Genomic DNA, 12,146 nt, shown 5'->3' with positions numbered 1-12,146 from the left:
GGCAAGCTGGCCTCCCTGCCTATGCCTTCTTGAGCTCGCTATGAAGTTTCAACACTCGGCTGCCATCTTCTTGCTTGATCAGGTACGCGGGGTTCTTCTCGCTACCCTTGCGGGTCACTTCGCTACCCTTTAGCTTGCGGGTTACCTCTTGTTGATACTTCCGGGTCACCTGGCCCTCGGCCCAGTTCTCGCCCCATTTCCACTTCACCCACTCGCGCTGTTTAAAGTCCGCCATTGCAAAACTCTTTCGATACACGTGATTTACAATAATTGTACGTTTTGCGGGTTTGCGCAATTTTGCATTTGGTAGGCGTGCCGGTATGTTCGAGAGGAGCTTTGGAAGATCGGGTTCTCTGAGCGAATCGAGGCGGTCTTGTCAGCGTGGCGCCATCGCTTACGCCTGCATATTAGAACGCGTAGCGCAGCGTCGAAGAGATGCTACGTGGCTCGCCATAAACGCCGTAGCCACCCACGTTGCTGTAATACTTCTCGTCGAACAGGTTCTTGACGTTAACCTGAAGCGACAGGTCCGGCGTGAACTGGTAACGGCCAAAAAGGTTGGCGAGCGTGTAGCTGCCCTGCTCGTATTCGGTGGGAAGGCCAGCGGGTGTAGACAGATCACCGGCGAAGAGGCTGCTCTGCCAGTTAACTCCACCGCCCACGGTCAGCTCACTTTTTTGCGGCACGTTATAGCTGGCAAACAGGTTGAATAGCGAGCGCGGCTGATTAATGTTGAGCGAGTCATCATCGGTCTTCGCAGTGAAGTGGGAGTAGCCGACGGTCATGTCGAGATCAGCGGTCACCGCACCGCTCAGCTCTACTTCAAACCCTTCGCTCACTACGCCTTCAGCGGCGGAATAAAACGTTTCGGTTTGGCCTGGGGCCATCGGGAGGGCCGCGGCAACGTTGTCCTGCTCAATACGGAACACCAAGAAGGAGCCGTTAAGCAGACCGTTGACCCATGCCGCCTTGAAGCCGGCTTCGTAGTTCTTGCCCACCACCGGGTCCAGGTAGGTGCCGCTGACATCGCGGTAGTTCTGTGGCTCGAAAATCTCGGTGTAGCTGGCAAAAGCCGAATAGGTGTCATTGAAATCAAACACCAAACCACCGTAAGGCGTGACTTCGTACTTGCTCTGGCTATCCAGGCGGCGGAGCTGGGTCATGCCGTCCCATTCGGTATAGCGCGCGCCTGCAATCAGCGTTAGGGGGTCGGCAAGCGAGAAGCGCGAAGCGGTATAAACGGCTTTCTGGCGGGTGCTGGATGCTTCAGACGGAGCGAAGGCAGCCCAGCCTTCGTTGGGAGCTGAGCCATCCCAGCTGTTGAGGTTATCGACTTCAAAGCCAGGGATGAAGGTGTTTTCGTAGTCGTTGGTTTGGTCGCTGTAGCTGCCGCCGATGACCAGTTCATGCTCACGGCCTAAAAGTGCAAATGGGCCGCTTGCCTGAACGTCTACTGAGTCGACTTCACGATGCCCACGGTTCCATCCGGTAAAGAAGGTAACACCGCTGCCGTCCATTCGATCCGGTAGCGTTGCTTCTACGTAAGGGTAGGCCAGCTTGCCATCCATATCGGTTTTTTCATGGGTACCCACTACTCGAACCTGCCAGTCGTTGTCGAAGCGGTGATTGATCTCCGCAAAGACCTTCTCGGACTCGAAGTCGTAGTAGGACCAGTTCGGCGCCACGCTGAAGGAGCGTGAGTAGTTAGTGGGCGTACCGTCGCTGAACCACAGCGGCAAACCGCCCCAGGTGGGTGATGAAGTGTGGCTATCCTGGTAGTCAAAGCCCAATGAAAGCGTAGTGGCGTCCGTCACATCGGCATCGATAACGCCATAGCCAAATGTGCGGCGCTTGTCCTGACGGTCAAGGTGAGCACCGCCTTCCTCATAACCGCCGATAAAGCGGGCGCGCACATCGCCTGAGGCCGTTAACGGCGTGGTCACATAAACGGTACTGCCGCGCTTATCCCAACTGCCCACCGTGCCGGAAATGGAGCCGGTAAGTTCGCGGCTGTCTGCGTGTTTACGCACGAAATTGACCGACGCTCCCGGATTGCCCGAACCGGTAGTCAGCCCGTTGGCCCCGCGAATAACTTCGACCCGATCATAGATCGCAGTGTTCAAGCGGCCCTCACCGAAGTACCAGCGGTTATCGGTATTAAGCGTGGGTATGCCGTCGTATTGAAAGCTGTTAATGCGAAAGCCACGTGATGAAAAGCTGACGCGATCACTATCCACATTGCGCGTTGAAATGCCGGTAGTGTTACCCAAAACCGACTCGATGGAGTCCAGGTTTTGGTCCCGTATGCGCTGTTCGGTAACAATGCTGATGGCTTGCGGCAGCTCTTTCTGGCTCAGCGTTAAACCGGTACCCGCACTGGTGGTGCGCCGCGTATATCCAACATTTTCATACAGGTTAGTGCCAGTGACCGTGACGGTTCCCAGCGCTTCAGGGCTATCAGTATTAGCGGTCTGTGCCGCGGCGTTACCCGAGACGAGCAGAGCGGCGGAAACAAGCGCGGTTAGCGTGGCATATCGCCAGGTAAGAGAATCACTAACAGCCGCTTTAGCCACTGGGCGCCGAGCCGTGTTCAAGACATGAAGCGATGACATTTTCATAGGATCCCTTGCACGCCGTGACGGCGCTTGTTCACTGGTTTTATATAAATGAATAGCAAGGGATCATATAAAAATGATTCTTAAATGTATATGAGAATGTTTAGTATTAATGATTAGGGCGGTCATGAATGATGAAATAGTCACTTATGTGATTGAAGACCCGTTTATAAGTAACGATTAGCCTGCCTTCGTCAGGCATGGATAGCCGTATAATTGCTTGCCGCCCCTCCGCTTAAAAGTTAAACGGTTGAGCGGCGTTAATGGCTAACTTTTTAGGCTAGTGCATAGCGGTAAGCTGAAAGATGGCAAGCGCTGTTCTATTCAAGATCGGATGGCTTGGGTTCAAACGCAGGCTCTGTAGCGGGTAGCTTGTTTTCCATTGCCGCCAAGACAATTTCATAGCAGTCGTCAATATGACTGTTGCCCATGTATTTCATGGCGGCGAAACTGATACTGCCTGCCACGGCGCTGCCGATGAAAGGCACGTACTTGGTAACGCTTTTAGCGGCTATCTTGCCGCTCATCTTTTGTAGCAGCATCACGATTAGTTTCTTGGTGATGTATTTTCCTGCCATCTTGCTGCCGACATTGGAGATGGCCGTCATTATCATTATTTTGGATTCAGTATCCAGGCTGTCAATCTGCTCAGGCGTCAAGCCGAATTTCTCGTTAATTTTAGGAATGAGCCTTAGCAGTATGGACACATCCGATCCAATATCCACCCCAGGGATAGGAATGACCGCCGCGCCTGCTGAGAGGCTGGAGCTTTTGGTTACCATCGTGCGGCAGGTCTTTCTGATCTCGTCGAGTTCTTCCCTTGTTTCGATCATGTACTACTCCTTTTTACGATGATTTAACCTCAGCGTAGACGATGCTGCTTGAAAATGAGGGGATTCAGTCCAGCTTGCCATGACGCTATTTACCTATGCCTCTATTTGTCTATGCCTCTATTTGCCCGCAGCCGCGTTCACTGCAGTCGAGCGTGTGGTCGTACAGCGTTTGAATGATCTGACAGTCGGCGGCTTTGCCGCCCCGGCACTGCTGTACCACTTGGCGTAGCTCAGTGGCTAGTGCTTGCAGCTTGGCGATGCGCGCTTCCAGATGCTGAAGATGCCGGGTGGCGATGTCGTCAGCCGCGCCACAGTCGGTATCAGGGTGGTCAGAAAGTGCCAGCAATTCCTGAATGCTGTGTAAATCAAGGCCCAGGCTTCGGCCATGACGAATAAAACCCACGCGCTCTAGCACCGCTTGATCGTAGTACCGGTAGCCTTGCTGGCTGCGTTTTGGAGTAGGCAGTAATCCCAGCTTTTCATAATGGCGAATACTCTCCGGTGAGCAGCCAGTGCGGGTAGCCACTTCACCAATCCGATAAGCGTTTTTCATTGGCTTGACCCTGTAACGATTACAGGGTTTAGGCTAGTCCCTATTCCCACCGTGGACAAGTAGGTGATGACATGACGCTGGTTTTCGAGTTATTGCAAATCGCGCTAACGGCGGCCCCGTGGCTGTTGTTGGGACTGGTGATTGCCGGGTTGATCAAGGCATGGCTGCCGGAACATTTATTGCAGCGCTGGATGGGCGGGCGTGGCCTGGGGAGTATTGTGCGGGCGGCGGTCATTGGTATGCCGCTGCCGCTGTGTTCGTGTGGCGCAATTCCCACCGCCATTGCCCTACACCGTGGCGGTGCTGGGCGTGGACCCACCACGTCATTTTTAATCAGCACGCCCGGAGTGGGGGTTGATTCCATTCTTTTGACCAGCGTGCTGCTTGGGCCGTTGATGGCGGTGGTGCGGGTCGCAGGTGCGCTGGTAACGGCTATTGTGACCGGGCTGCTGGTGGGGTTTACCCGTGAGACGAAAACGCCAGCCCCTGCCACGTCTGGCGGCTGTTGCGCCTCATCCGGCTGCCATGCACCTGATGCAAACACTGGCGAACCCAGTGGCCTTAAGGCAGGACTGCGCTATGCGTTCAGTGACCTGCTGGATGATATCAGCGCATGGATGTTCGCCGGGTTATTGCTGGCCGGGGTGCTGGTAACGCTGGTGCCACCCGATACCCTGGCCTATTACTCGGGCGGCCTGCTGGCGTTGATGCTGATGGCCGTAGTGGGTATTCCGCTTTATATCTGCGCGGCCGCCGCCACACCAGTGGCCGCCGGACTGCTGTTGGCGGGAATCTCACCCGGCATGGCGCTGGTGTTTCTGCTGGCGGGGCCGATTACCAGTTTGGCAACGCTGGCAATTTTGCGCCGCGAGTTGGGCAATCCGGCACTGGTCGTCTATCTCGCCAGCGTGCTTGCTGTGACCGTGCTAGTGGGCTGGGTGTTTGACACGATGCTGGGCATGACAGGCTGGAATCCGGTGGAGCAGGCAAGCGAGGTGCAGGAGCTGCTGCCTATTTGGCTGGAGTGGTCGGCGCTTGGCATACTGGCGCTGGTGGCTATTCGACCAGTGCGCAAGAGGCTGCTGGGATTTTAAGTATTTTCAGTAGGTAAAAACGCCGGGTGGGGGATGCCCATCCGGCGCTTGATTGGCCCTCAGCCACTTGAAACACTGACAACTGGTTGGATTATTCAGTGGTCTCTGTCACTGATTCGTCTGTTTCCAGGTCTTCTGTTTCAGGGGCTTCTGTTTCAGGATCTTCTGTCTCAGCGGTGTCTGTTTCGGGCGCCTGTTGAGCGGGCGGATTATCCGGTGTAACCCGCCATATCGCATTGGTCAGGTCGTCGGCGATGATCAGCGCGCCGTCCGGATCAACAGTAACGCCTACAGGGCGACCGAGTGCTCTACCATCATCGGTAAGAAACCCGCTGGCAAAATCAATCGGATCGCTGTCAGAGAGCTGGCCGTTGTTGAAGGGGATAAAGCTTACCTTGTAGCCAACCGGGTCCGAACGGTTCCAACTGCCATGCTCACCCACAAAAACGCCCTCGGCGTACTCCTCACCCATGGCTGGGGTAGAGAACGCCAAGCCAAGCGGTGCCACGTGGGAGCCCAGGCTGTAGTCGGGCGCAATGGCGGATTCCACCTTTTCAGGGTCTTCCGGTTTCACGCGCGGGTCGACATGCTGCCCCCAGTAGCTATAGGGCCAGCCGTAAAAGCCGCCTTCCTGAACGGAGGTGAGATAGTCAGGCACCAAGTCCGGGCCCAGCTCATCACGCTCGTTCACCACTGCCCAAAGCTGATCCGTTTCCGGATGGATGGCCAGGGCAGTGGGGTTGCGCAGGCCTGTAGCATAGGGCCGGTGGGCGCCCGTTTCGGCGTCGATTTCCCACACTTCGGCGCGATTAACTTCGGCCTCCATACCGCGCTCGGTAATATTACTGTTAGAGCCGATACCCACGTAAAGATATTGGCCATCGGCGCTGGCGGTCATCGCCTTGGTCCAGTGATGATTAATCTCCGAGGGTAATTGCGCAATGACTTCAGGTGGCCCGCTGGCTTCTGTCTGGCCTTCTTCATAATCAAAGCGCACTAACGCATCCTGGTTGGCCACATAGAGGTTGTTATCTACCAGAGCCAGCCCGTAAGGCGCGTTCAGGTCTTCCGCGAAGATCATCTGTTCGTAGTTGCCGTCACCATTTTCATCGCGCAGCAGGGTTAAACGGTCGCCGCTTTCCACAGCGGTATTACCCTGATCCTTGATATAACCGGCAATCACATCCTTGGGTTTTAATGCAGGCGCATTGCCGCCCCTGCCTTCGGCTACAAGAATGTCGCCGTTGGGCAGCATGATGGTTTGCCGGGGCACCTTGAGATCAGAAGCAATTCTGGTGATGGTATAGCCTTCGGGCACCGTGGGTAGCTGGTCGCCCCATTCGGCGGGTTCGGGAACCGTCATCTCAGGTAAAAGCCCACGCTGGGGTTCTGGAAGGTCCGGGTTAGGGCCATAGAGTTGCTGGGCGCTGGCGCCACCGGCAAACAGTAGCATGGACAAAGGAGTGAGGTAGCAAACGTGCGAAAACTTCATGGCTTTGCTCCGACGGTGGGGCGGGAAAAACCGATCCAAATCGCCGCGACTGTCAGTACGGTAACGATGATCGAAAGAATAAGGCCGGTGGGCATCATGGCCCAGGCATCACGGGCATGAACTAGCGCATTGATAAAGCCGAGTATCCAGGTGACCAGCAAGAGCAATGGATAGACCAAGACAAGTCCGCGGCGATGGTCGGCACGAAAGAGGCCGATAATTGCACATAGAAAAGCCAGGCCTGCAAAAACAAGCCCTCCGGCAATTAACCAGGAAGAAAACGTGCTCCACTGGATATGAAAGTTTTTCGAGTAAGCGTAATCGCTTAGCGTAGCGCCAAGAAAAAGTGGAAAAGTGCTCGCAAGTAATAGGGCATGAAGCGGGTGGATGCCGCTTAGATAGGTCGTCGGTGCAGGCCTCGACATAGAGCGTTCCTCCTTGATAAGTGACCCCATAAAACGTGGGCAGGCCCGCTTTCGATACGGGCTTAGGGTGGCCAGCTCAAGCGCTGTCAACCTGAGTATAGGTCACGTTTTGCTAACCCAATAATTACTGAGCTTTTGCGCTAATAAAAATATCGTTAAAGAAGGGAGCCTGGTCACGGCAGTAAAACGAAATGTTCGTTATTTGACAATTCTAGAGCTTTGTGTGATCGGGCTAGTGATTTTTTAATTGATATACATGCCTTAAGCTAATGTCTAGTTATTAATAAAATATTTATAAATTATTAGGTTATTTTGGATATTTAGAAGGTTTTGTTTTTTCGTATTGTTTTTTTAAATACTCACTATAGGATGCCAAAAAGAAAACGATATTTTCAAAAAAGAACATCTGGTTGCTTTAAAGAGTGACAAGCTGGCCAAACGGGGTAGCTGAGCGGCAATGCTTGAAACAGTCTTTCTACACGAAATAGCCAGTACAGCCGTATTAACGCTGTTAGGGTGCAGGGTAGTGGCTAATGTGCTGTTGAACAAAACCAACGGTAAAGGTAGCGATGGTATGGTTATCTTTTTTGGCTGGGGGCTAACGGTTTTCTGCGCGTTTGGGGCCGCGTATTGTTCACACGCTACTCCCCATCAAGCATAACGGGGGCGAGTAACTGGTCCTGTACCTGGGTACCGATTTTAGGGCCCGTTACCGGCGGCGTCCTTGCCGGGCTTACTGTCTACGTTTATTAAATAATTATGCAGTTTTTGTTTTTAAAACAATCATTTAAGGCTAGCGCTTGAGAGGCATTTCATGAGTCAGAAAAACTATATTCTCGCTATTGATCAAGGCACCACCAGCTCACGGGCGATGCTATTTGACCATGAAGGCCGGATAGTCAGCGTAGCGCAGCACGAGTTTGAACAGATTTTTACGCGCCCAGGCTGGGTCGAGCATTGCCCTCGCGAGATCATGACCAGCGTGCTGACCACCTTGACCGAGGTGATTAATAACAGCGGCGTTGATGTTGCCGAAATTGCCTCCATCGGTATTACCAATCAGCGTGAAACCACCGTGGTATGGGACAAACATACCGGGCAGGCTGTGCATAACGCCATCGTCTGGCAGTCGCGTCACTCTGCCGAGATCTGTGATGAACTGCGTGAAGCGGGTCACGCCGACATGATTCGCGATAAAACGGGCTTGGTCATTGATGCTTACTTTTCCGCTACCAAATTGAAGTGGCTATTCGAGAACGTGGCGGGCGTCAAGGAGAAAGCGGAAAAGGGCGATCTACTGTTTGGCACCATCGATTCATGGCTGGTGTGGAACCTGACCGGCGGTGCTGTGCATGCGACCGATGTCAGTAATGCATCGCGCACGATGCTGTTTAATATCCATAACCGTGAGTGGGACCCGGAGCTACTGGCGCTGTTTGGTGTGCCGGGATCGATGCTACCCAAGATTAAATCCAGCAGTGAAGTATACGGCAACGTACTGCCTAAATTCCTGATGGGCCAGGAGGTGCCGATTGCGGGTATCGCCGGTGATCAGAACGCCGCGCTATTCGGTCAGGCCTGCTTCAAACCGGGCATGGCAAAAAATACCTATGGCACTGGCTGTTTTACGCTAATGAATACGGGCACCCATGCCACGCCTTCTAAAAACGGCCTTATCACCACCGTAGCATGGGAAGTGGATGGCACGCTGGAATACGCTCTGGAAGGCAGCGTGTTTGTGGCGGGTTCGGTGATTCAGTGGCTGCGTGATGGCCTGAGAATGCTAGGCAAGGCGTCCGACTCAGAAGCTTACGCCACGCGCGCTAAAGATAATAACGGCGTTTATATGGTGCCTGCCTTTACCGGCCTGGGGGCACCCTACTGGAACTCCAACGTGCGCGGCGCCATGTTTGGGCTCTCACGGGGTACCCAAAAAGAGCATTTTGTGCGCGCGGCGGTGGAATCGCTTGCGTATCAAAGCGCCGATGTGCTCAAAGCCATGCAGGCGGATGCCGACATTGCGCTGACCGAGCTGCGTACCGATGGCGGGGCGATCTCCAATGATTTTCTCGCCCAGTTCCAGGCCGACATACTGGGGGTAGACGTACTGCGCTGCGAGGTTAATGAGACCACCGCACTGGGTGCGGCTTATCTCGCTGGGCTTGCCGTGGGGTTTTGGAAATCACGTGATGAAATCGTCGAGCAGTGGGCGTTAGAGCGGCGCTTTACACCACAGATGAAAGACGCAAAGCGCGATGAACTCTATGCCGGCTGGAAAAAAGCCGTTAACGCTACCATGGCGTTTCACGTAGAGTCCTAAGCTTGGTGCTGAAAACTCATGTGCTTTACAAGCCCCGGCCAGGCCGGGGCTTTGCGTTAAAGGCATCCGTACCGCATTGATAATGACCTACAAAGAGCCATGCCTTTTTCTTTACAATAGATTACGCCTTCGGGTTTACTTGGATTGAGTTAATAATAAAGTAGTTATAACCATTAAAAGCTCAGACCCTGAGAGGCCAAGGGAATACGCGTCTGAATATTTATGCCACTGGGCAGTACGTCGAATGATTTGCATCAACCAGCGCCCGCTGGAGCGAGGGCATGAATAAAGCCAAACTCTATCATCAGCTAGCACCTGAAGCCTGGCATGAGAAGGGATTGTCGAAACTCAACCAGCTTATTTGCCTGTTAATTCTGCTTGCCTCCCTTACCGCCATACTGGAAATCGAGCCGACGCTTCGTGCGATGGCGCCAGGGCTATTTACCGCGCTGGAGGCCGTGTTTGTCGGTATGTTTACGGTTGAGTATCTGCTGCGGCTGTATGCAATAGGAGAAGACCCGCGCTACCGCGGTGTTATAGGGCGTCTTCGCTATATTTTCTCGTTTTGGGCGCTGGTGGATTTGCTCGCCATTCTGCCTTTCTTCCTGGGCTTTATGACCCATAACAATGCCTTTCTACTGCGGCTTCTGCGTTTGGCGCGCATATTGCGCCTAGCGCGATTGGGCCGGTTTAGTCAAGCGTGGTCGGCCTTGGCGAGCGCCCTTAAATCACGTACCCATGAGTTATTGCTAAGTGCAGGGGTGGCGGGGCTGCTGCTACTGTTTTCATCCTGCTGCCTTTACGTGGTGGAGGCCGCCGCGCAACCGGAAGCCTTTGGTAGCGTACCGCGTGCGCTATGGTGGAGCATTGCTACCCTGACCACAGTAGGCTATGGCGATGTCACTCCTATCACGGCACTGGGTAAGTTTTTTGCAGGTATAACCGCGGTCGCGGGTATCGGGATTATCGCTATGCCCACGGGAATACTAGCCGCCGCGTTTAGCGATGCGCTGCAAAATAAGCATGGCTCGTAAGGTGAATATAGGGCGCTAGGCCAGAATGACTGGATACTTTATCCCAGAAACCTTAATTCGCTCTTAGCAGTTTCAACCCTGCAAATACTCTCCTGGCAAGCGTTCGGCCAGGAAATCCATAAATAGCCGGGCGCGCTGGGATAGCGTGGCCTGGCGGTAGTAGACAGCATTGATGGCCTGCATTTGAAGTTCGGTATAATGGGGCAGTACATCGACCAATGCACCTGCTTTGCGGGGCTTGATGGTCATGAAGTCGGCAAGGCAAACGATCCCTTCGCCATTAAGCGCTAGCTCAATGAGCGTGCTGCCGCTGGAGGCGGAGAGGGCGGGTGTAATGTGTAAGCATTCACCATCGGCACGGCGCAGCGGCCAGTGGTTAAGGTGTTCAAGCTGGCTGAAGCCAAGCAGACTGTGGTGCTCAAGGTCTTCAATAGCTTGTGGAATGCCTGCGCGCTCAAGGTAAGCGGGGCTTGCCAGCAGGCGAAGCGGGCTATGGCCCAGGCGCCGAGCATGCAGCGAAGAGTCGTCCAGCTCTCCAATACGAATGGCGAGGTCCACACGCTGTTCCAACAGGTCAACAAAACGGTCGTGGGTATCCAGCTGCAGCGTAATGTCTGGATAGCGGGCGCGAAACTCACCGAGTACCGGAACAATGACAAACTGCATGAAACTGGGCGCGGCATTCACTCGCAGCCGTCCTTGAGGCTGGCCGTGGCGATCCTGAACCGACTCTTCCGCGGCCTCTACCGCAGTCAGGATGCGGCGGCAGTGATCTAAAAACGTTTCTCCCTCTTCGGTTAGCTCCAAGCGACGCGTGGTTCGGCGCAATAGGGTGGCGCCAAGTTTGCGTTCCAGGCGATTAAGCGCCCGGCTAACGCCCGACACCGTAATGCCCAACCGTTCGGCGGCGCCGGTGATCGAACCGCTGTCCACCACGGTGATAAATGCCTGCTGCTCTTCGAGTGTGGTTTTCATGGCGTTTCTCACACCTGTTGAGTTTAAACACGGCTGTTGATTTTATATCAAAAGTCTATTGCCAAGCGGCGGGTTTTTCCATGTCTATGAGCATCCCATAATAGGTAACATTCAAGCCATGCTAGTAGGGTTATCGCCCATTGGCAGGCAAGGTCATCTATTAGGTAAGAGGTTTTAACGATGAAGATTCTGTTAATCAATGGCGGCAAGCCGTTCGCCCATTCTGGCGGTGAACTCAACAATACCCTGCATGATGTCGCGTGGCGTACGTTAGCCGAGCAGAGCCATGAGGTTCGCGAGACGGTGATTGAGCAGGGGTACGAGGTAGAGGCCGAGGTGGAAAAATTCCTCTGGGCGGACACCATCGTTTACCAGATGCCAGGCTGGTGGATGGGCGCGCCCTGGACCGTTAAACGCTACATTGATGAAGTCTTCACCGCCGGGCACGGCTCGCTCTATGCCAGCGACGGCCGCTCACGTCAGGACCCCACCAAGCAATACGGCAGCGGTGGTTTGTTGCAAGGGCGTCGTTATATGCTGTCGCTCACCTGGAATGCGCCGCTGGTTGCCTTCGATGAAGCGGATAACTTCTTTGAAGGGCGTGGTGTCGATGGCGTTTACTTCCCGTTCCACAAGTCTCAGGAGTTTATTGGCCTGGAAGCGCTGCCCACTTTTATCGCCAACGATGTAATCAAGGCGCCGGACGTCGAGCGCGATATGGCCGCTTACGCCCAGCACCTGACGCACCTGTTTGGCTAAACGATTTGCCCGTGGCTTAGCTGACATCAGCGCTTGCTGAGCAGGC

At 54.3% G+C, this 12,146-nt stretch carries 11 protein-coding genes; 4 read left to right on the top strand and 7 right to left on the bottom strand.

The genetic code is table 11. The annotated features are described in order from the left end of the window. Positions 1-19 precede the first annotated feature (19 nt). From ELY38_RS01710 to ELY38_RS01695, 4 genes are all read right to left on the bottom strand, one after another. Positions 20-235 (bottom strand): hypervirulence associated TUDOR domain-containing protein, encoded by a 216-nt coding sequence (locus ELY38_RS01710; protein ID WP_126950504.1) that lies wholly within the window; start codon positions 233-235, stop codon positions 20-22. A 172-nt stretch (positions 236-407) separates the two neighbouring features. Next, the gene (fhuE, locus tag ELY38_RS01705; protein WP_246009046.1) at positions 408-2,612 is read right to left on the bottom strand and encodes a ferric-rhodotorulic acid/ferric-coprogen receptor FhuE; all 2,205 of its coding nucleotides are present in this window, start codon (positions 2,610-2,612) and stop codon (positions 408-410) included. Positions 2,613-2,935: 323 nt separating this feature from the next. Next, positions 2,936-3,448, bottom strand: a complete 513-nt coding sequence (locus ELY38_RS01700; RefSeq protein ID WP_127059790.1) for a hypothetical protein — start codon at positions 3,446-3,448, stop codon at positions 2,936-2,938. A gap of 109 nt (positions 3,449-3,557) precedes the next feature. Beyond that, positions 3,558-4,001 (bottom strand): MerR family transcriptional regulator, encoded by a 444-nt coding sequence (locus ELY38_RS01695; RefSeq protein WP_127059789.1) that lies wholly within the window; start codon positions 3,999-4,001, stop codon positions 3,558-3,560. A gap of 71 nt (positions 4,002-4,072) precedes the next feature. Between ELY38_RS01695 and ELY38_RS01690 the strand changes: the two genes are divergently transcribed. Then, complete coding sequence (locus tag ELY38_RS01690) at positions 4,073-5,095, top strand: SO_0444 family Cu/Zn efflux transporter (protein ID WP_127059788.1); 1,023 nt, start codon at positions 4,073-4,075, stop codon at positions 5,093-5,095. Between the two features lie 91 nt (positions 5,096-5,186). Here ELY38_RS01690 and ELY38_RS01685 read toward each other — a convergent pair whose 3' ends face one another. Continuing rightward, the gene (locus ELY38_RS01685) at positions 5,187-6,548 is read right to left on the bottom strand and encodes a PQQ-dependent sugar dehydrogenase (RefSeq protein ID WP_422822308.1); all 1,362 of its coding nucleotides are present in this window, start codon (positions 6,546-6,548) and stop codon (positions 5,187-5,189) included. Between the two features lie 35 nt (positions 6,549-6,583). After that, a complete protein-coding gene (locus tag ELY38_RS01680; protein WP_127059786.1) occupies positions 6,584-7,012 on the bottom strand; it encodes a DUF2231 domain-containing protein in 429 nt (142 codons plus the stop codon). A gap of 814 nt (positions 7,013-7,826) precedes the next feature. Between ELY38_RS01680 and glpK the strand changes: the two genes are divergently transcribed. Together glpK and ELY38_RS01670 are read left to right on the top strand one after the other, a co-directional pair. Further along, positions 7,827-9,332, top strand: coding sequence for a glycerol kinase GlpK (gene glpK, locus ELY38_RS01675; protein WP_127059785.1), 1,506 nt, complete (start codon positions 7,827-7,829; stop codon positions 9,330-9,332). Positions 9,333-9,613: 281 nt separating this feature from the next. After that, positions 9,614-10,366, top strand: coding sequence for a potassium channel family protein (locus tag ELY38_RS01670; protein ID WP_127059784.1), 753 nt, complete (start codon positions 9,614-9,616; stop codon positions 10,364-10,366). Between the two features lie 72 nt (positions 10,367-10,438). Here ELY38_RS01670 and ELY38_RS01665 read toward each other — a convergent pair whose 3' ends face one another. After that, positions 10,439-11,341 carry a LysR substrate-binding domain-containing protein gene (locus ELY38_RS01665; protein WP_127059783.1) on the bottom strand — a complete coding sequence of 301 codons (903 nt, stop codon included), beginning with the start codon at positions 11,339-11,341 and terminating at the stop codon, positions 10,439-10,441. A 180-nt stretch (positions 11,342-11,521) separates the two neighbouring features. Here ELY38_RS01665 and ELY38_RS01660 point away from each other — a divergent pair, with 180 nt between their 5' ends. Continuing rightward, positions 11,522-12,100, top strand: coding sequence for an NAD(P)H-dependent oxidoreductase (locus ELY38_RS01660; protein WP_127059782.1), 579 nt, complete (start codon positions 11,522-11,524; stop codon positions 12,098-12,100). The last annotated feature ends 46 nt before the right edge of the window (positions 12,101-12,146 follow it).

Origin of the sequence: Vreelandella nanhaiensis (assembly GCF_003990185.1) — a bacterium.
Lineage (GTDB): Bacteria > Pseudomonadota > Gammaproteobacteria > Pseudomonadales > Halomonadaceae > Vreelandella > Vreelandella nanhaiensis.
This window is presented reverse-complemented; position numbering and strand designations above follow the sequence as displayed.

Coding starts and splice junctions, on each gene's coding strand:
- glpK (WP_127059785.1), top strand. CDS start 7,827: ATGAGTCAGAAAAACTATATTCTCGCTATTGATCAAGGCACCACCAGC.
- ELY38_RS01665 (WP_127059783.1), bottom strand. CDS start 11,341: ATGAAAACCACACTCGAAGAGCAGCAGGCATTTATCACCGTGGTGGAC.
- ELY38_RS01670 (WP_127059784.1), top strand. CDS start 9,614: ATGAATAAAGCCAAACTCTATCATCAGCTAGCACCTGAAGCCTGGCAT.
- ELY38_RS01700 (WP_127059790.1), bottom strand. CDS start 3,448: ATGATCGAAACAAGGGAAGAACTCGACGAGATCAGAAAGACCTGCCGC.
- ELY38_RS01660 (WP_127059782.1), top strand. CDS start 11,522: ATGAAGATTCTGTTAATCAATGGCGGCAAGCCGTTCGCCCATTCTGGC.
- ELY38_RS01710 (WP_126950504.1), bottom strand. CDS start 235: ATGGCGGACTTTAAACAGCGCGAGTGGGTGAAGTGGAAATGGGGCGAG.
- ELY38_RS01690 (WP_127059788.1), top strand. CDS start 4,073: ATGACGCTGGTTTTCGAGTTATTGCAAATCGCGCTAACGGCGGCCCCG.
- fhuE (WP_246009046.1), bottom strand. CDS start 2,612: ATGTCATCGCTTCATGTCTTGAACACGGCTCGGCGCCCAGTGGCTAAA.
- ELY38_RS01695 (WP_127059789.1), bottom strand. CDS start 4,001: ATGAAAAACGCTTATCGGATTGGTGAAGTGGCTACCCGCACTGGCTGC.
- ELY38_RS01685 (WP_422822308.1), bottom strand. CDS start 6,548: ATGCTACTGTTTGCCGGTGGCGCCAGCGCCCAGCAACTCTATGGCCCT.
- ELY38_RS01680 (WP_127059786.1), bottom strand. CDS start 7,012: ATGTCGAGGCCTGCACCGACGACCTATCTAAGCGGCATCCACCCGCTT.